Annotated in this window: 20 protein-coding genes and 1 tRNA gene; 1 reads left to right on the forward strand and 20 read right to left on the reverse strand. The window is 47.9% G+C overall.

What is annotated here, in order from left to right; genetic code table 11:
- Positions 1–13: 13 nt before the first annotated feature.
- From FZD51_RS06530 to FZD51_RS06560, 7 genes are all read right to left on the reverse strand, one after another.
- On the reverse strand, positions 14–1,198 hold the full coding sequence (locus FZD51_RS06530) for a phosphoglycerate kinase (protein ID WP_148974021.1): 1,185 nt from the start codon (positions 1,196–1,198) through the stop codon (positions 14–16).
- Between the two features lie 195 nt (positions 1,199–1,393).
- The gene (gap, locus tag FZD51_RS06535; protein ID WP_094768528.1) at positions 1,394–2,401 is read right to left on the reverse strand and encodes a type I glyceraldehyde-3-phosphate dehydrogenase; all 1,008 of its coding nucleotides are present in this window, start codon (positions 2,399–2,401) and stop codon (positions 1,394–1,396) included.
- Between the two features lie 57 nt (positions 2,402–2,458).
- Complete coding sequence (locus tag FZD51_RS06540; protein WP_148974022.1) at positions 2,459–3,481, reverse strand: sugar-binding transcriptional regulator; 1,023 nt, start codon at positions 3,479–3,481, stop codon at positions 2,459–2,461.
- Between the two features lie 152 nt (positions 3,482–3,633).
- Positions 3,634–3,888, reverse strand: coding sequence for a glutaredoxin family protein (locus FZD51_RS06545; protein WP_420886220.1), 255 nt, complete (start codon positions 3,886–3,888; stop codon positions 3,634–3,636).
- Positions 3,889–3,905: 17 nt separating this feature from the next.
- A complete protein-coding gene (gene rpoN / locus FZD51_RS06550; protein ID WP_148974024.1) occupies positions 3,906–5,237 on the reverse strand; it encodes an RNA polymerase factor sigma-54 in 1,332 nt (443 codons plus the stop codon).
- A 191-nt stretch (positions 5,238–5,428) separates the two neighbouring features.
- A tRNA-Arg gene (locus FZD51_RS06555) sits at positions 5,429–5,500 on the reverse strand.
- Between the two features lie 96 nt (positions 5,501–5,596).
- Positions 5,597–6,103: a DUF6241 domain-containing protein gene (locus FZD51_RS06560; RefSeq protein ID WP_262380743.1), complete on the reverse strand. Its 507-nt coding sequence runs from the start codon at positions 6,101–6,103 to the stop codon at positions 5,597–5,599.
- Between the two features lie 337 nt (positions 6,104–6,440).
- Between FZD51_RS06560 and clpP the strand changes: the two genes are divergently transcribed.
- Entirely contained in the window at positions 6,441–7,046 is a 606-nt protein-coding gene (clpP, locus tag FZD51_RS06565; protein ID WP_101549461.1) for an ATP-dependent Clp endopeptidase proteolytic subunit ClpP, read from the forward strand.
- Between the two features lie 115 nt (positions 7,047–7,161).
- Here the strand turns inward: clpP and FZD51_RS06570 are convergent, their stop codons facing one another.
- From FZD51_RS06570 to hisD, 13 genes are all read right to left on the reverse strand, one after another.
- The gene (locus FZD51_RS06570; protein WP_009793068.1) at positions 7,162–7,419 is read right to left on the reverse strand and encodes an HPr family phosphocarrier protein; all 258 of its coding nucleotides are present in this window, start codon (positions 7,417–7,419) and stop codon (positions 7,162–7,164) included.
- A 30-nt stretch (positions 7,420–7,449) separates the two neighbouring features.
- On the reverse strand, positions 7,450–8,400 hold the full coding sequence (whiA, locus tag FZD51_RS06575) for a DNA-binding protein WhiA (RefSeq protein ID WP_009793067.1): 951 nt from the start codon (positions 8,398–8,400) through the stop codon (positions 7,450–7,452).
- 41 nt (positions 8,401–8,441) lie between these two features.
- Positions 8,442–9,425: a gluconeogenesis factor YvcK family protein gene (locus FZD51_RS06580; RefSeq protein ID WP_148974026.1), complete on the reverse strand. Its 984-nt coding sequence runs from the start codon at positions 9,423–9,425 to the stop codon at positions 8,442–8,444.
- Entirely contained in the window at positions 9,422–10,315 is an 894-nt protein-coding gene (gene rapZ / locus FZD51_RS06585) for an RNase adapter RapZ (protein ID WP_009793065.1), read from the reverse strand. The genes FZD51_RS06580 and rapZ overlap by 4 nt, the downstream gene beginning before the upstream one ends.
- A 29-nt stretch (positions 10,316–10,344) precedes the next feature.
- Positions 10,345–10,803, reverse strand: coding sequence for an 8-oxo-dGTP diphosphatase (locus FZD51_RS06590; protein WP_094768572.1), 459 nt, complete (start codon positions 10,801–10,803; stop codon positions 10,345–10,347).
- 701 nt (positions 10,804–11,504) lie between these two features.
- Entirely contained in the window at positions 11,505–12,473 is a 969-nt protein-coding gene (gene trxB, locus FZD51_RS06595; protein WP_262380745.1) for a thioredoxin-disulfide reductase, read from the reverse strand.
- 201 nt (positions 12,474–12,674) lie between these two features.
- Positions 12,675–14,174, reverse strand: coding sequence for a tetratricopeptide repeat protein (locus tag FZD51_RS06600; RefSeq protein ID WP_148974027.1), 1,500 nt, complete (start codon positions 14,172–14,174; stop codon positions 12,675–12,677).
- A 514-nt stretch (positions 14,175–14,688) separates the two neighbouring features.
- Complete coding sequence (hisIE, locus tag FZD51_RS06605; RefSeq protein WP_148974028.1) at positions 14,689–15,324, reverse strand: bifunctional phosphoribosyl-AMP cyclohydrolase/phosphoribosyl-ATP diphosphatase HisIE; 636 nt, start codon at positions 15,322–15,324, stop codon at positions 14,689–14,691.
- Positions 15,321–16,079 (reverse strand): imidazole glycerol phosphate synthase subunit HisF, encoded by a 759-nt coding sequence (gene hisF / locus FZD51_RS06610; RefSeq protein ID WP_148948931.1) that lies wholly within the window; start codon positions 16,077–16,079, stop codon positions 15,321–15,323. Before hisF ends, hisIE begins: the two co-directional genes overlap by 4 nt.
- Positions 16,079–16,810, reverse strand: coding sequence for a 1-(5-phosphoribosyl)-5-[(5-phosphoribosylamino)methylideneamino]imidazole-4-carboxamide isomerase (gene hisA / locus FZD51_RS06615; RefSeq protein WP_148974029.1), 732 nt, complete (start codon positions 16,808–16,810; stop codon positions 16,079–16,081). Before hisA ends, hisF begins: the two co-directional genes overlap by 1 nt.
- Positions 16,807–17,445: an imidazole glycerol phosphate synthase subunit HisH gene (gene hisH / locus FZD51_RS06620; RefSeq protein ID WP_148974030.1), complete on the reverse strand. Its 639-nt coding sequence runs from the start codon at positions 17,443–17,445 to the stop codon at positions 16,807–16,809. The genes hisA and hisH overlap by 4 nt, the downstream gene beginning before the upstream one ends.
- Before the next feature lies 1 nt (position 17,446).
- A complete protein-coding gene (gene hisB / locus FZD51_RS06625) occupies positions 17,447–18,034 on the reverse strand; it encodes an imidazoleglycerol-phosphate dehydratase HisB (RefSeq protein WP_148974031.1) in 588 nt (195 codons plus the stop codon).
- Positions 18,035–19,315: a histidinol dehydrogenase gene (gene hisD, locus FZD51_RS06630; protein ID WP_148974032.1), complete on the reverse strand. Its 1,281-nt coding sequence runs from the start codon at positions 19,313–19,315 to the stop codon at positions 18,035–18,037.
- Positions 19,316–19,337 lie beyond the last annotated feature (22 nt).

Below are 19,337 nucleotides of genomic sequence, written 5' to 3' on the forward strand. Positions count from 1 at the left end.
TCAAATCTTTTGCTTATTTATCATTCAAAGCCGTTACACCAGGAAGCTCTTTTCCTTCGATGAATTCGAGGGAAGCGCCGCCGCCTGTTGAGATATGGCTCATTTTATCAGCAAGATCAAACTTTTCGACTGCAGCTGCAGAATCTCCGCCGCCGATTACCGAATATGTATCCTGGGATTCAGCAAGGGCTTCGGCTACTGCTTTCGTTCCGCCTGCAAATGCATTCAGTTCAAACACACCCATAGGGCCGTTCCAGATGACAAGCTTGCTTGTTTTGATCACATCCTGATAGATGGCACGCGTCTTCGGACCGATATCAAGCGCTTCCCAGTCTGAAGGGATTTCTTCAATGGAAACTTCTTTAATATTGGCATCCTCGGAGAAATCATCCGCTACAAGCACATCAACAGGCATATAGAATTTAACGCCTTTTTCCTCTGCCATTTTCATAAATGATTTAGCAAGGTCGATTTTGTCTTCTTCAAGAAGGGATTTCCCGATTTCATGGCCTTGTGCTTTAACGAACGTATAAGCAAGACCTCCGCCGATGATCAGATTATCTACTTTATCAAGCAGGTTTTCGATGACACCGATTTTGTCCTTTACCTTCGCTCCGCCGACAATTGCCGTAAACGGACGCTCCGGATTGGACATCGCTTTACCAAGAACATCCAGTTCCTTTTCCATCAGCAGGCCGGAAACAGCCGGAAGGTGGTGTGCAATGCCTTCTGTTGAAGCATGGGCACGGTGGGCTGCGCCGAATGCGTCATTTACATACACATCCGCAAGCTCTGCAAACGATTTTGCCAGCTCAGGATCATTCTTTTCTTCACCAGGGTAGAAGCGGACGTTTTCAAGAAGGAGAACATCGCCATCAGCCATTTCGGAAACCATCCCTTGTACAGCTTCACCGTAAGCTTCGTCTGCTTTCTTTACATCCTTGCCCAGAAGCTCTGATAAGCGCTTGGCAACCGGTGTAAGGCGCAGTTCTTCTACTGCCTGGCCTTTTGGACGGCCAAGGTGGCTTGCAAGGATGACTTTAGCTCCCTGTTCAGTCAAGTACTGAATGGTAGGAAGAGCTGCAGTGATGCGAGTTTCGTCCGTAATAGAGCCGTCTTTCATCGGCACATTAAAGTCCACACGGCAAAAAACGCGTTTACCTTTTAAATCAATGTCTTTTACGCTTTTTTTGTTCACGGCAAAGGACCTCCCAGTTTCTGATAGTGTTCAAAAGAAAAGGGAGAGGGAATTGTTTCCCGCTCCCCTTTTCCCCATCATTATAGATGTTCGCTATTTTTTTATCCAATAAAACAAGGTTTTAGAGGAATGCTTCGGTACCCGGAGTTAATACAGGACCAAGCTATAGCATTTTATTGATTTAAACTTTGAATATTAAAGTCCTTGCTTTGCAATGTAGTCTACAAGGTCTACAACGCGGTTAGAGTAGCCTGACTCGTTGTCATACCAAGAGATTACTTTTACCATGCTGCCTTCCATAACCATTGTTGACAATGCATCAATAGTAGAAGAAGCAGGGCTTCCGTTGTAGTCGCTTGATACAAGCGGCTCTTCGCTGTAAGCAAGGATTCCTTTAAGGTCGCCTTCTGAAGCTGCTTTGAATGCTGCGTTGATTTCTTCAGCTGTTACGTCTTTGTCAAGCTCAGCAACAAGGTCAACAAGGGAAACGTTTGGAGTTGGAACACGCATAGCTCCGCCGTTCAGCTTGCCTTTCAGTTCAGGCAATACAAGGGAAACTGCTTTTGCAGCACCAGTTGTAGTAGGGATGATGTTTTCAGCAGCTGCACGCGCACGACGGTAGTCTTTGTGCGGAAGGTCAAGGATCTGCTGATCATTTGTGTATGAGTGGACAGTAGTCATCATACCGCGCTTGATTCCGAACTTGTCGTTCAATACTTTAGCGAATGGCGCTAAGCAGTTTGTTGTACAAGAAGCATTTGAGATTACGTGGTGGCTTCCTGCATCATATTTGTCATGGTTAACACCCATAACGATTGTGATATCTTCATCAGAAGCTGGAGCTGAGATGATAACCTTCTTCGCGCCTGCTTCTAAGTGTTTAGCTGCATCGTCGCGCTTTGTGAAGCGTCCAGTAGATTCTACTACTACTTCAACGCCAAGGTCGCCCCATCCAAGCTGAGCAGGGTCGCGCTCTGCAAGAACCTTCACTCTTTGGCCGCCCACTACCAGGAAATCTCCGTCTACAGAAACTTCTTCGTTAAGTGTGCCGTGAACTGTGTCATATTTTAAAAGGTGTGCAAGCATGTTTGCATCTGTAAGGTCGTTTACCGCTACCACTTCTACTTCTGAGTTCTTAAGTGCTGCGCGGAATACGTTGCGCCCGATTCTTCCAAATCCATTAATACCAACTTTAACTGCCATGTTAATATTTCCTCCTTTAGATAGTAGGGATATTTGTTAGTTTTATATTAAAGGGGATTACCCTTTTAACAACTGTTTTGCTGCGCCTTCATCCGTGATCAGGATGGTTGAGGACGGCGCCTGTTTCATATAGGCCCTTATTGCCTTTGCCTTCGAAGACCCTCCGGCAACTGCAATAACATGTTCGATGTCTGCCAGATCTTTGAGCTGAAGCCCTATGGTCTGCACTTTATGGACCACTTCGCCCGCTTCATCGAAATAATAGCCGAATGCTTCTCCTACTGCTTTCCGCTCCTGAATCTTCAATAAGTCCTCCGGTGTCGTTTTACGGCGCTCCGCCATTGTTATAGCGTCTCCAATTCCATGTAAAACCATTCCAGCGGATTGTATCAGATTCAATACTTCATTAATAACGGGTTCCTTCATGATTGTCTCGTACATCGTCTTGCTTACCTGATCCGGGACATGAAGGAATTTGTGGCGGGAATCTGTGTGCTCCGCCATCATGGCGCAGATGGTATTCGCCTGGTTTTTGACCTCCTCGCCGATGCCGCCCCGTGCAGGGACGAACAGCAATTCGTCGTCAAAAAGATTGGGCGTCAGCATCTCCGCCACGGCCGCCATGGTCGATCCGCCCGTTACAGCAACGGTATTCTTCCCCTTAAGCCGCTGTTTCATACTGGCCGCGCAGGCCCTGCCAAGCTCGCTTTTCACCCATGGTGATTCGTCGCTGTTGCCGGCAACCACAATTACCTGCCGGACGCCAAGCACTTCTTTCAGCCTTGCTTCCAGTATGTCTATACCCGTTATGTCTCTCATTATGCTTTCAAGTCTTTCCAGTAAATCCTTGCCTTCGGCTGTCAGGTTCATACCTGAACTTGCTACAGAGATAAGATTTTGATTCTTTAGGAAATCAACCTCGCTTCTAAGCACTCTTTCCGTCGATCCAAGGCTCACTGCCAGACTTCTTCGGCCCACCGGCTGCATAAAACCTATGTACTGAAGAATTTGGTAGCGTTTTTGCATAACAGTAAGTAAATCAGGCAATAATCTTTTTTGTATATCGATCAATGAGTCCATCGCATGCCCCTTTTTTAGAAGTATTCCACATAGGAACGCTCTAACGTGGTCAGTTTATGTCCCGCATAGACATATTATGTCCCGCTTGAACCAAAAAAAATCACCCCTGTTACAATTACATTCTAGCAGGAGTGATTTGCGAATTCAACTGATTAGAACCGGTTTTTTGCTGTAAGCGCTTCATATAGCGTAAATTGATCAATCCGCCCAAATTGGACCTCTTCTCCACCCAATTCCACGACCGGAATCATAAGCCCGTACCGTTCAGTCAGATCATCGCTGGCGCTGATATCCACTTCCTCAAGTTCAAATTCATGCTCTGCCTGAAGATCCAGGATTAATTTTTTTGCATTATCGCACAAATGGCAGCCTTCTCTTGTATATAATCGCATCTGTCGATCTTTCACTATACTTCCTTCTTTCTTCATTCATATCTTTTGCGTTTCGCTGAAGATGGGATGCCCAGCTGGTCCCTGTATTTGGCGACCGTCCGCCTGGAAATGACGATAGCATCTTCCTTCTCCAGTATGCTCATGATCTCCGAGTCAGAAAGCGGCTTTAGTTTATCCTCAGCTTCTACCATGGCAGCAATCTTCTTCTTTACACTTGCAGACGAAGCACCATCAGCTCCGGTAGTCTTTACCGTGCTTGTAAAAAAGGTCTTCAGCTCAAATGTGCCAAAAGGAGTCTGGACATACTTTTCGCGGACCGTCCGGCTTACTGTCGACTCATGGATCTCCAACTCATCCGCGATTTCTTTCATTGTCATCGGCTTCAGCTTTGCAGGCCCTTCAATGAAAAAACCCTGCTGTTTTTCTACCAGCTTCATTGTAACCTTTTTAATCGTATCTTTCCTTTGTTCCAGACTGCGGACAATCCAATTATAGTCCTGCGACCGGTCCTGGAGGTATTTCCTGACCTCTTTGTCCCCAGAGCTTTTAAAGCTTTCATAATACTGGCTGTTAAAGCTGACTTTCGGGAGCTGCTCATCCTGGACGGTTATCAGGAAAGAGCTGCCGTCCCAGCTGACAGCTACATCAGGGACAATATAGCCTGCACTTTCTTTTGAAAAAGCCGCTGCAGGCCTGGGATTGAGCGATCTGACTAAATCGGAGACACGCTGGATATCCTTCAGCTCCACACCAAGGAGCGAAGCCAGCTGCTTCCACTTTTTATCGGCGAACCATTCAAAATGCTCTTCAATGATTACTTCAGCGAGATCATCCGGGCACAAAAGCCGCTGCACCTGCAAAAGGAGGCATTCCTGCAATGTCCTCGCCCCAATGCCCGCCGGCTCCAGAAGCTGAAGCTCTGCGAGTGCTTCAGCGGCATCGTCTTCACTCACACAGAGCTCACCTGCTATTTCTGTAAGGCTATCACGAAAGTAACCGTTTTCATCTATGCTTTCTATAATCCTTCTGATGACCTTATCCATCAGAGGTGATATATATTTAATTTCAAGCTGTGAGATCAAATAATCCTCAAGCAGATTATCCTTTGCCCTGATCTGCTCGATCCACGATCTGTCATCCTTTTTCAGCTTGCTGCTTGCGCCTCTGACTCTGTCGCGGCGCGGATCCATCGCCCTTACATTTTCTGTCTCTATCTGCATAAGGGGATTTTCAAGCGCCCTGCTCTCCAGAAAGGCCGTAAGCTCAAGCGCAGAATATTGAAGGAGCGCAATCGCCTGGGACAACTCCTGTGTCATCGCCAATTTAAGCGACTGCTGCTGAAATAAACCCGCATTCATGTTCATTGCACATTCCCCCTTCTTCTATTTTACATGATGGGAGGGGAATGGTGAATGGGAATATATATAAGAAAGCAGATGCTTTTCGCATTCGGACTATGGCAGGTGATTCCATGATGTTCATTCTGCGAAGCTGTAAAGCATCTTACAAACGAAAAAAAGCCTCCAGCCCTATAACAGGCAGGAGGCTTTTGGTACGCCCTCGGCAGGAATCGAACCCACATCTCAAGAACCGGAATCTTACGTGCTATCCGTTGCACCACGAGGGCAAATCATACAGGTCTTCTATAAGACACTAGTATATAATACTAAAGCCGGCCGCTTTTTGTCAATGGTTAAACATTCATTCACTAGAGCGGCCGATTTTATTTGAAGTTTTTCTCAATATACTTTTGTTCCTCTTCCTCAGTCAGGAGTCCTTTGGCTTCACCGACAGTCCCGCCCTGGAGCTTCCAGATGCTGTTATGGTCCCTGGCTGCAGACGAGAAGTCGCCTTTACTCCACCTTTCAAGGATATCCAGGTATAAATCTGAATGCTGGTAGTTCATTTCATTGGCTTCCACCACATAGATCAGCCTGCTGATCCTGTCAGGAGTGATCTGCAGTGCGCCCCATTTATTTTCCGCTTTCACCTTTTGATGGCTCATATCATGGATGGCCTGCTGTACAGCTGATTCTTCCATATTGCCGGGGAACAGCTTTTTTAAGTCCTTTTCCCCTTTGGACGAAGCGGACCTTTCTTCCGCAGCCCGTTCTCCCTTTCCTAGTGAAGTATAATTATAGGCAGCATATCCGGCCAGTGCCAGGATGATCAGGCCCAACCCTGCAAGCCGCAGCTTATTATGAAAAAATGATTTCTTCTTTTTAGACAAAATCGCAGCCTCCAGCATTACTGATTTACACGCCCTTATCCCTGCTTCAATTTTCAGCTTCCTTTGTTTAAAAATAGAAGAGGTGGGTATGATGGTTATGGATAAGGAAATTTTTATCAATGCAATTATTATACCGCATTAAGCAGGTATATCCTGCTAAAGAGAGAATAAAATGATTGCAGCATATATTGGATTTCCATAAGCGATTTGTTTGACCTTTATTGACCATCAGTGTATCATAATGATTACATACAGAACCCATAATATTTCTTCTTATGGAAGAACATGCTTTAATCCGTTGTATGTTGGATCTTTATCTTGAAGGAGGAACTGACAAATGAATTTAATCCCTACAGTTATTGAACAGACAAACAGGGGCGAGCGCGCATACGATATTTATTCACGCCTTCTGAAAGACCGCATCATCATGCTTGGAAGTGCGATTGATGATAATGTATCAAACTCCATTGTAGCTCAGCTGCTATTCCTGGAAGCAGAAAACCCTGAAAAGGATATCACTTTGTACATCAACAGCCCAGGCGGCAGCATCACTGCCGGTATGGCGATTTATGATACGATGCAGTACATCCGTCCGAAGGTTTCCACAGTCTGCATCGGGATGGCCGCTTCCATGGGTGCATTTCTTCTTGCAGCAGGCGAGAAAGGCAAGCGTTATGCCCTTCCAAACAGTGAAGTTATGATCCATCAGCCGCTCGGCGGAGCGCAGGGCCAGGCAACAGAAATCGAAATTGCCGCAAAGCGCATCCTTTTCCTTCGCGAAAAGCTGAACCAGATCCTTTCAGAACGCACAGGCCAGCCGCTTGAAGTGATCGCAAAAGATACAGACCGCGACAATTTCATGACAGCTGAGAGAGCATTGGAATACGGGCTGATCGACCAGATCATCACCCGCAATGTCCTGGAAGAAAAGAAAGACAAGTAAAGATAGAGCAAGAGGGCTGACAGGTTCAGCCCTCTTTTTTATGATTAAAGAGATTATGGTGTTAAACAAAGAAAAAGCGCCCTGCACAAATGCTCAGGGTGCCTTTTCAGTTTTTTCAGCTTTCCTGCTGGATATATTGCGAAAGCTCTTCGAGTGCTTCCTCTTCATCACTTCCATCAGCCACCAGGTTTACAACAGATCCAGTGCTGACTGCGAGGCTCATAAGGCCCATGATGCTTTTCGCATTGACCTTCTTTCCGTCCTTCTCCAAAAAGATATCTGAAGAAAAGCGGTTTGCTTCCTGGACAAACAGGGCGGCAGGACGGGCCTGCAGGCCGGTCCGCAGCTTTACTTCCACTTGTTTTTCAACCATTTCTCTCTAACCTCCCATATTATCTTATTTCTAATTTCCTGTTATGGATTCACCTAAACGCAGTTTTTCTGCTATCTCATCTATTTTTCTAAGTCGGTGATTAATGCCTGATTTGCTGATATGGCTGCCTGACACCATCTCCCCAAGCTCCTTAAGGGTCACATCCTGATAGGCTACCCGAAGCTCTGCAATTTCCCTGAGCTTTTCCGGGAGTATATCAAGGCCGACAGTATCCTTGATATAACGGATATTCTCGACCTGCCTGAGAGCCGCGCCGATAGTTTTATTAAGATTGGCGGTCTCGCAGTTTACAAGCCTGTTCACCGAGTTCCTCATATCCCTGACAATCCGGATATCCTCAAAGCGCAGCAGCGCTCCATGGGCACCGATGATGTTCAGGAATTCAGTGATCTTCTCGGCTTCCTTCAAATACGTGATATAGCCCTTTTTTCTTTCAAGCGTCTTGCTGTTCAATCCAAATGTATTCATTAATTCACACAAAGAATCATTATGCTCTTTGTATAGTGAAAAAATTTCCAAGTGATAAGATGATGTTTCAGGGTTGTTCACCGAGCCGCCGGCAAGGAAGGCACCGCGCAGATAGGAGCGCTTGCAGCATTTCTTTTTCACAAGCTCCTCTGAAATATCATGGGTAAAATCAAATCCCTCTTTCAGGATCTTCAGGTCGGCGAGTATTTCCTGCGCCTGCTGCGCCAGTCTAACAATATAGACATTATTCTTTTTCAGGCGCATCTTTTTTCGTACAAGCAGCTCCACTTGAACGGTGTAATTCTTTTTCGTCAGTGTATAAATCCTTCTCGCTATGGCGGCATTCTCTGTCTGGATATCCACAATTAGTTTCCGGCTGGAAAAAGAGAGTGATCCGTTCATCCGAATGAGCGCTGATAATTCAGCCTTGCCGCAGCAGTCTTTAACTTCAAGGTTGGTTAATTCCTTTTTCGTTTCCGAAGCGAAAGACATACCTTCACCCCCCGCCCAGACAAACGCTTGCACATTTATATTTACGCTTTATATCGCTTGCTGGTTTCATTTATTAGTAAAGAAAATAAAATATCTGCTACTTCCTGTGTATCATGGCGGATGACGCCGCCGTCCAGGCTGACGATTTCGCCGTGGACGACTTCAAGGCCTAGCCTCTGCAGATTGGCGACATCATAATGGACAGGCTTGGCCTGCTCCTCACTGTACCGCTCCTGTATTTCTTCCGGAATATCTTCATTATTGACAAGGATCGTATTGATAAAAGAACAGTTCATATGGTCATAGATCGCTTTTACATGGTCGCTCGCCGTAAAGTCGAGCGTTTCCCCTGCCTGCGTCATCAGATTGCAGATATAGACCTTTTTGGCCTTCGCATGGCAGACCTCTTTTCCCAGATTCGGAACGAGGAGGTTCGGCAGTATGCTTGTATAAAGGCTGCCGGGCCCGATGATGATCAGGTCAGCCTGCCTGATGGCCTGGATGGTTTCCGGCAGGGCATTGACATCCTCAGGGCTCAGGAAGACTTTTTTGATTTTTTTCCCTGAGTATGGAATCTTGGATTCTCCTGAAACAATCGTTCCATCCTCCATCTCAGCATGGAGGACGACACTCTGGTCTGCGGCCGGGAGAACCTTTCCCCTAACATTGAGGACCTTGCTCATTTCCTGGATGGCATGAGTGAAATTGCCTGTGATCGAGGTCATGGCAGCAAGGATCAGGTTGCCGAGCGAATGGCCGGAAAGCTCATTCGCGGTGCTGAACCTGTGCTGGAACATTTCCTCGATGAGCGGCTCCACATCAGACAGTGCAGCTAAAACATTTCGAATATCCCCAGGGGGAGGAATCTGCAGTTCATTCCGGAGGCGGCCCGAGCTCCCGCCATCATCAGCCACCGTCACGATGGCTGTGATGTCTGCAGGATGCTTCTTCAAGCCGCGCAGGAGGACCGGGAGCCCTGTGCCTCCCCCTATGATGACGATTCTAGGCTGTTCTGTACCTGTCATGTTGTTTTATCCTTTCTCCTCTCGATATCGCGGTGAGTGATATGTGTATGGTAATCCGCTTCATAAAAGCGGGCAATATACTCAGCTAGGGCTACAGAACGGTGCTGGCCGCCTGTGCAGCCAATCGCGATCACCAGCTGGGCCTTGCCCTCGCGCTTGTAGTGAGGGAGCATGAAGCTCAGCAGATCTGTAACCTTTTCGAGAAATTTATTGGTTTCATTCCATTTCAGTACATATGTCGACACATCTTCGTCCAGGCCGGTTTTCGGCCTCATGCTCTCGATGTAATGGGGATTCGGCAGAAAGCGTACATCAAACACCAGATCTGCGTCTATCGGCAGGCCATGCTTAAAGCCAAATGACATCACATTGACGGTAAACGTTGTCTTCCGGTTGACTGAAAACTGATCAAGGATTTTTTCCCTAAGCTCCCGCGGCTTCATGTTTGATGTTTTATATATCAGCTGGGCCCTCCCCTTCAGCTCCTCCAGAAGCTCCCTTTCAAGCTTGATGCCTTCAAGAGGCAAACCTGACGGAGCAAGGGGGTGGGAACGCCGGGTCTCCTTGTAGCGCCTGACCAATGTAGAGTCGTCAGCATCCAGATACAAAATCTGCGGGGCCACCCATGAAGTTTCGGCCAAATCGTCCAGCGCCTTGAATAAGTGATCAAAGAACTCCCTGCCGCGAAGATCCATGACCAGTGCAACCTTATTCATCTTATTCCCTGATTCCTTCATCAGTTCAAGAAATTTCGGAAGCAGAGTCGGAGGCAGGTTATCCACACAGAAAAAGCCAAGATCCTCAAAACTCTGGATCGCCACTGTTTTCCCTGCTCCCGACATCCCAGTTATTATGACCATTTGTGTATCAGTCGCCGCACCGCTGCTCATTCCTATTCTCCCCCTGTAATCTATATTATTTAACTCGGGTCCAGCCGGTAGCTTAGAAGCTCGAAATTCGGCGTATACGTAAACGTCCCGTAAATAATTCCATTTCCATGAATCATATATTCAAGAATGTGATAATCGCCGGCAGCCATCGGCAGATTCTTGATATCATCAAAATCATGCCAGGCCAGCTTCCCTTCCTCCGACTCATCCAGATTGATGCCATCAGACTCCCGTGCAAGGAAAGTAAACATCATCCATTCAGAAAGCACCTTATCCCCGTCTTTCATAATGAAGGTGAAAATCCCCTTCAAGCCCGGGTTTCTTAAGTATATGCCTGTCTCCTCGCGGAATTCCCTGATGCAGGAATCCCGGACTGATTCACCCGGCTCCATCTTTCCTCCGGGCGCTACCCACCAGCCACGTCTCGGTTTTTGTAAAAGCAATACTTGATTTTCCTTCAACAGCACACAATTCGTGACCCGCTGCAACAGCCTCACCTCAGCATTTCCTTCTCATGACCGCCGCACAGGCAGTCCTGTCGAATATATTCTTTTTATTATACTATTTTTGTTATCCAGCCACAATGAAATGAAAAAATGAAATGCGGAGGCGGCTCGCCCAGAGCCGACAAGCATAAGACGCAAAAGAATAAAAGGCGTTCTTTGCCTTTAATTCTTTTGTGGCTTATGACTCGAGGCTCTAGCCGCCGGAGCTGGACAAAATCGAAATGCGGAGGGCGCTTGCTCAGCCCCGACAAACATAAGACGCTTTGGAATTGAAGGCGTTCTTTGCCTTCGGTTTCAAAGTGGCTTATGACTCTAGGGGCTAGCGCCCGCAGCTGGACAACATAAATAGGGAGGGCGTCTTGCCTTCGCCCAAAAAAAAGAGCACAGGCTATGTATGCCTGTGCTGCACAAAGGATTATATCTTAAAAGGGGGTCAATTTCTATTCCTATATTACCCGATGTTTATTGCACTACTGTTACAGTACGATTAAAACAAAATGACTTTTTATTTCTTTAGTAAAAAGTCGGCCGAAAGCCTTGTACAATGCGGCTTTCGACCTATTGCTGCCGGTGGATGGAAGCGGCATCTTTTTTGAATTTTCTCTTGCGGAAACCGCAGCTGCTGCAGCCAGATTATGAATAAAAAACGCCCATTTCATTAATGAGCGTTTTTTCAAATAATATTAAGCTTTCGCCTTTAAAGATTCCATCAATTCTTCAACATAGTGCTGGGCACTTTGGGCGGCGATGCTGCCGTCGCCTGTTGCTGTCACGATCTGGCGAAGCATTTTCTCACGGATGTCACCGGCAGCAAATATGCCAGGAACCTTTGTTTCCATGCGTTCGTTTGTTTCGATATAGCCGTTCTCATTGGTGATGCCTAGGCTTTGGAAAGGCTTAGACAGCGGAACCATGCCAATGTAGATGAATACGCCATCTGCCTTGAATTCGCGCTCTTCCCCGTTTTCAGTAGAAACAAGCGTGACGCTTCCTACCTTGCCTTCACTCTCGTTGATTTCTTTTACTGTAGAGTTCCAGATGAAATCAACCTTCTCGTTGTCAAACGCGCGCTGCTGAAGGATCGCCTGTGCGCGCAGCTCGTCGCGGCGGTGGACGATGGTCACTTTTTCCGCGAAACGGGTCAGGTAGACGCCCTCCTCGACAGCAGAATCTCCTCCGCCGACAACAACAAGCTCTTTGCCTTTGAAGAACGCGCCATCACAGACGGCACAATAAGATACACCGCGGCCGCCGAGTTCTTTTTCACCCGGAACACCGATTTTTTTATATTCAGCACCCGTTGTAATGATTACAGCACGGGCTTTATATTGTTTTGATCCTGCAACAACGGTTTTGTATTCTTCACCGTCGATGATTTCTTTGATATCGCCATATGCATATTCGGCGCCGAATTTCTTGGCGTGGTCGAACATTTTAGTAGACAGGTCAGGGCCCAGGATATGATCGAAACCAGGATAGTTTTCGACTTCTTCTGTGTTGGCCATTTGCCCTCCCGGCACGCCCCGTTCAATCATCAATGTAGACAGGTTGGCACGGGATGTATACACAGCAGCTGTCATTCCGGCCGGTCCTGCGCCAGCGATGATGACATCATAAATTTTTTCTTCTGCCATCTTGCTCCACTCCTTCACTAGGACTTTGCTGATTCCCCCTGAGAAATGCTTTTTTATACTTAGTTATTGCTCTGCAAAATTGACTTTCCCAGCCTTGACAGGCAGAAGGAGCTGTAAGAGCAAGTGCGTTTATTCCCAAGAAAAACAGCGGTTGTTTCAGTAGTATTTCCTTACTAACCATATCCTATAAAACAATAAGGATACAGTCCAAGAATCTGCTCATTTCAGAATGCTGCTGACTGATTTTACATACTTCTGCAGTGTGGAAGCAGAAAGTCCGTACTGAGCTGCCACGCTTTGCTGCGAGACTTTTTCGCTGCGCTGCTTTCTCCAGACATATTCCACGGCACCGGCCCATGCTTTTGCATTCCTGGCAAGAAGCCCCTGACCATCAGCTTCCTTGAAGACAGTAAACCATGCCAGATATAACCCGGCTTCAACTGTCCCGATCGGTTTATGGTGTCTGTATAAGAGCTCTGCCGTTTCATGGGCGATTCTTGCGCTGGTTTTTTCTCCGGCGCCAGTTTCAATCAATGCTGCGTATTCACGGTCAGCGCCAGTGAATCTTGGATTCTGCTTAACATCCTTGCTTGCAAGAATCTCGTCTTTTCTGCCTGATTTTGAAGCCAGGAAAAGAGCAAATAAGCGTTCCTCACCATATTCACTGTTCATTTTTTTATAGATGGAATCCAGATGGTCCTCGAAACCTGCCGTTTCCGGCTTATCTTCGTTCCAAGGTTCAAGGCCCGCCTTCTCAGGGCTGTATTCCAGCACCCGTTTCCAGAAGTTCCTGGCCTGGTCTTCTTTCCCCGTAAAATAAGAGGAATAAGAAAGCCAGTAATAAAAGGCGCCATCTCCCTCATAGCCTGACTTGTTGAGCTTGCGCAGCCACTTGTAAGCCGGCTCATATTCACCGACAAGCGCAAATGTTGCCCCCAGCTTGAACTGATGATCAATCAGAAGAGGCTGGATTTTTTTCAGCGTTGCGACTAAAGCCTTTACCTCTTCAAGATCATGCTGATAATAGGCAAACACGAGCTTATTGCAGAGTGCATGCAGATTGCCCTGGTTGCGTACAAGCACCTCATCAAGGATATCGTTCGCTTTGTTCACTTCTCCCAGGTAAAAATGGGCAAGCGCCAGATTATTGTACGCTGACCAATATTCCGGGTAATCCTCAATCACCGTGCTCAGAATTTCCACTGCTTTCGGGAAATGCCCTGATTCAAGAAGCTCCCTTGCCTGCTCCTGCTTGGTGATCAGGTCGTCCTGCTCATACAGCTCTTCATCCAGATCTTCTGCTTCCAGTGTCAAAAGTTCCAAAAGATCTTCCGTATCCTCAATGAACTCTCCATCAGGCTCAAGCTCCAAATACGTATTGGCATGCTGATAAGCATCCTTAAAGAATCCCAGGTGGGCATAATTATTGGCAAGGAAGTAATGGCATTCAGCCATTTCCTCATCTAGCTCCTCCAGGACAAGATGCAGCAGCTTATTCGACTTCTGGTATTCATTCAATTCTGTATACACGATCGCCAGCTGGCAGGCGATCATCGGCTCGCCCGGCTCCAGCTGCATCGCACGCTGCAGATATTTGCTTGCTTTATGAAAATCCCGGCGGTGAAAGGATTTGATCCCTTTTGAAAAATAATACTCGCCAGTCGGGATGAATGTAAGTAGTTTCCCCATCGGTTGTCTTGCTTTTGAGTCTTTGCTCATGTAATCCCTCATCTCTAGGCAGCAGGCCAATCACTCGCACACCTGCGCCAGCCTTAACTACAGTAGTATATCACATGTGCAAGCCGCCGGAGAAGAGCAGAATGAGATTAGTATTTTTCGGAGAACAGAATTGTGGCCATGAGTTTAAAAGCGTATCTGCAGGTGGAGTTTTCCTGCCCATCATGGCATTCAGTTGGTTTGCCCAAGGCACTTCCGGCGGTTCTTAAGTAAATTTCCTGGATTTTTTCACAATATCTGCTGAACTTTTGCACTGTTCTGCTTAACCTAAGCATGTACAGCATAATTCTGCCGTCATTCTACCTAGAACAGCAGTTATGCAACCCTGATTCCGCATGATTCACCCTAGTTTTTTGGTTATTCACCCCAATTTCTGCATTATTCACCCTAGTTTTTTGGTTATTCGCCCCAGTTTCCGCATGATTCACCCCTTCTTACATTTTTTACCAAAATCCACCAAAAAAGGCCAGCTCAAGTGAGCTGCCCTCCTCAAAAATCAACCTTTTTCATGCCGCTCTTTCAGCACACCAAGCACTTCCTCGAATGGCAGCTTCTGCTCCCGCAAAAGGACGAGCAGGTGGTAAAGCAGATCGGCAGTTTCCCATTTGAGCTCTTCCTGGTCGCGGTTTTTAGCTGCGATGATGACCTCGGCGGATTCCTCGCCGACCTTTTTGAGAATTTTATCCACGCCTTTTTCAAACAGATAGGTTGTGTAGGCCCCTTCCGGACGCTCTTTTTCCCGCTGCCCGATTACCTGCTCCAGCTCGGCAAGGATGCTGTAGCTTTCCTCTCCGGCATCTGACAGGCCTTCTGCCTTATAAACAGTCTCATTAAAGCAGCTGACGGCGCCTGTATGGCATGCAGGCCCGGCTGGCTCAACCAGCACAACTAGGGCATCCTGGTCGCAGTCATATTTGATTTCTGCAATCTTCTGCGTATTTCCGCTGGTTGCGCCCTTATGCCAGAGCTCCTGGCGTGATCTGCTGTAAAACCAGGTTTCGCCGCTTTCAATGGAAAGAGACAGTGATTCACGGTTCATATAGGCCAGAGTCAATACTTCCTTCGTTTTCCGGTCCTGGACCACCGCCGGAATCAGACCGTTTTCATCAAATTTCAGTTCTTCCAGATTCATCGGACCGTCACCCCTTTTTCTTTTAAAAATTGCTTTACTTCACTGACTGATGTTTCTTTATAATGGAAAATCGACGCAGCAAGGGCCGCATCAGCCTTCCCTTCTGTAAAGGCATCAGCGAAATGGGCGCTGTTGCCGGCGCCTCCGGATGCGATGACCGGAACGCTGACAGCCTCGCTCACTGCTTTCGTTAATGACAGGTCAAACCCGTTTTTCCCGCCGTCGGCATCCATGCTGGTCAGCAGGATTTCCCCGGCGCCAAGCTCAACCGCCTGCCTTGCCCATTCAATCACTTCAAGGTCCGTCTCTTTGCGGCCTCCATGAGTATAGACTCTCCAGGATCCAAGCTCAGGATCATACTTCGCATCAATTGCGACAACGATGCACTGTGACCCGAAGAAGCTTGCTCCTTCCCTGATCAGGTCCGGATTATTTACAGCTGCCGTGTTCAAGGAAACTTTGTCAGCTCCAGCCCTGAGGATTCTTTTCATATCTTCAAGTGCATTGATTCCGCCGCCGACCGTGAATGGGATGGCCAGCTCTGAAGCGACCGCCTTCACCACTTCGGTCATCGTTTTTCTGCCTTCATGTGATGCAGAGATATCAAGGAACACAAGCTCGTCAGCCCCCTGCTGGTCATAAAAGCGGGCCAGTTCGACCGGATCGCCGGCATCTCGGAGCTGTACAAACTGAATTCCTTTTACAACCCGCCCTTCCTTTACATCAAGGCATGGGATGATCCGTTTTGTCAGCATCAGCGGGCCACCTCTTTCAGCGCCTGTTCAACCGTGAACCTGCCTTCATAGATGGCTTTCCCGACAATCGCGCCGGAAACGCCTTCAGCCTCATACGCCTGCAATGCCGTCAAATCTGCAAGGCTGCTTACTCCCCCTGAAGCAATGACGCTTTTTCCGGTTGCTGCCGCTAGCTCCCTGACCGCCTCCGCATTTGGCCCGGACAGCATCCCGTCTGTCGCGATATCGGTAAAAATAAAGGTCTCTGCTCCAGCATCAGCAAACCGCTTCCCAAGCTCAACCGCTTTTACCTCGGAAGTATTGAGCCAGCCATGTGTCGCAACATAGCCATCCTTTGCATCAAGTCCAACCGCAATTTTTCCGCCGTACTTGCGGATCATTTCTATAGCAAACTCAGGATTGGAAACAGCGATGCTGCCGATGATCACACGGGAAACGCCATTATCGAGATAGTGGGCGATATCCTCCTCTGTCCGGATTCCCCCGCCTATCTGGACCTTTGCACCAAGCTCCTGCGCAGCCTTAATGACAAAAGAGTCATTCACACGCTTTCCATCTTTAGCGCCATCAAGGTCCACCATATGAATCCATTCTGCACCTGCATCTGCGAATGATTTGGCCATATCGAACGGAGAATCGCCGTACACCGTTTCTTTTTCATAATCCCCCTGCAGCAGGCGGACACATTTGCCTGCTCTCATATCAATGGCCGGATAGATTGTAAAGCTCATTGGGACTCTCCTCCTTTGCTGGCTATCAGCGTAAAATTCCTCAGCAGCTCCATGCCAAGGGAACTGCTTTTTTCCGGATGGAACTGCATCCCGAATACATTGTCCCTGCCGACCACAGCAGGAACTTCCTTATCATAATAGCTTCTTGCAATGACAACATCATGATCGCCGGGCTCCACATAATAGGAATGGACAAAATAGACATGGCCTTCTTCTACGTCCTTTAAAATGGGTGAAGGGTTTATGAACTCAAGCCTGTTCCAGCCCATATGCGGGACCTTGTACTTTCCACCCTGCTCATCGGTTCCCGGAAAACGGACAACCTTGCCAGGCAAAAGTTTAAGGCCCTCTGAATAGCCATTTTCCTGACTATTTTCAAACAAAAGCTGCATGCCGAGGCAGATGCCTGCCAAAGGCTTGCCGGAAGCTGTATACTCCCGGATAAATCCTGTCAGCCCTGTACTGTTCAGCCGGTCCATCGCATCCTTGAAGCTGCCTACCCCAGGGAGGATCAGCCCATCCGCTTTTTTCAGCTCTTCCTGGTCCTCTGATAGAAAGTAAGGGACTTCAAGCCGCTCAAGCGCTTTGCTGACGCTGAACAGATTACCCATTCCATAATCAATGATGCCGATCATTTTATAACAGCCCTTTCGTTGACGGTACTCCTTTAATTCTTGGATCGATTGTCGTCGCTTCATCAAGCGCCCTTGCAAGCGCCTTGAAAATAGCTTCGATAATATGATGTGTATTTTGGCCATAGTGGACGATCACATGCAGATTCATACGTGCTTCAAGGGCCAGCTTCCACAGGAATTCATGGACAAGCTCTGTATCGAAGGTGCCGACCTTCTGGCTCGGGAAGTCTGCCCTGATTTCCAGGTGCGGACGGTTGCTCAAATCGACAACAACTTGCGCTAATGCCTCATCCATCGGCACAAATGCATTTCCGTAGCGTTTGATGCCTTTTTTATCCCCTAGCGCTTCCTTTAAAACCTGGCCGAGGCAGATGCCGATATCCTCTGTTGTATGGTGGTCATCCACCTCTGTGTCACCCTTCGCATCAACTGTCAGATTGAATTGCCCGTGCTTGGCAAAAAGGTCAAGCATATGCGTCATGAATGGGACAGGCGTTTCCAGCTTGGATTTTCCTTCTCCATCGATATCGAGGGATAGAGCTATTTGTGTTTCATTTGTATTCCGTTCAACAGATGCCGTTCTTGCCATTTACTTTTCCTCCTTGTTGTTCAGGCGCTCCTCGATTGCCCGCGCATGGGCTTCCAGGCCTTCAAGCCTGGCAAAGGAAGCAATTTTTGCTCCATTTTCCTGAAGCGACTTTTCACTATAATAAACGATGCTCGATTTTTTCTGAAAATCCTCCACATTGAGCGGACTGGAGAAACGGGCTGTCCCGTTCGTCGGCAATACATGATTCGGGCCGGCAAAATAGTCGCCGACAGGCTCAGGGCTGTATCTCCCCAGGAAGATGGCCCCCGCATGCCTGATCTGGCCGAGAAGCTCCATCGGGTTTTCCGTCAGCACTTCGAGGTGCTCAGGTGCCAGACGGTTCACCGTTTCAACGGCTTCTTCCATATTTTCCGCCACGTAAATCATACCGAAGTCTTCAATCGATTTCCCGGCAATTTCCCGGCGGGGGAGATCTGCAAGCTGCCGTTCCACCTCTTCTGCTACCTTTTCAGCGAGAATTGAGGAGGTTGTAACCAGAACACTGCAGGCCATCGGATCATGTTCTGCCTGTGACAGCAGATCGGCAGCGACTTCGTTTGCTCTCGCCGTTTCGTCAGCCAGCACCGCGATTTCGCTCGGACCGGCAATCATGTCGATATCAACATCTCCGAAGACTTCCCTTTTGGCAAGCGCTACAAAGATATTGCCCGGGCCAGTGATTTTGTCTACAGGCTTGACGGATTCTGTTCCATAAGCCAATGCAGCAATGGCCTGTGCACCGCCGATTTTATAGATCTCTTCTGCTCCTGCTTCCTTAGCCGCTACAAGTACTGCAGCCGGGAGCTTTCCGTCCCGGCCTGGCGGGGAGGTGATAACAATCCTTCTGACTCCAGCCACTTTTGCCGGAATTACATTCATCAGGACAGAGGATGGATACGCTGCCGTGCCGCCCGGAACATACAAGCCTGCTGAGTCAAGGGGGGTAACCTTCTGTCCGAGCATCGTCCCATTTTCATCTGTCGTCATCCAGGATGGGCGAAGCTGCTTCTCGTGAAAGCTGTGGATATTGGCTGCCGCCTCCTTGATCACCTGCAGGATGGAAGGGTCAACTTTGCTGTAAGCTTCTTCTACTTCAGCAGGAGTGGCCGCAAAGGATGAAAGCTGGATACCGTCAAATTTTTCCGTGAAGCTGCGGACGGCCTTGTCTCCGTTTTTGCGCACCTCGGCAATGATGCTTTTAACAGCATTCCTCTGCTCTTCCGTACCGCTGTCAACCGATCTTTTGATTGAAATTTCTTCTGATACTTTAATGATTTTCATCCTGTTTTCCCTCCCTGAAGCA

Origin of the sequence: Bacillus infantis (assembly GCF_008180445.1) — a bacterium.
Classification (GTDB): Bacteria; Bacillota; Bacilli; order Bacillales; family Cytobacillaceae; genus Bacillus_AB; species Bacillus_AB infantis_B.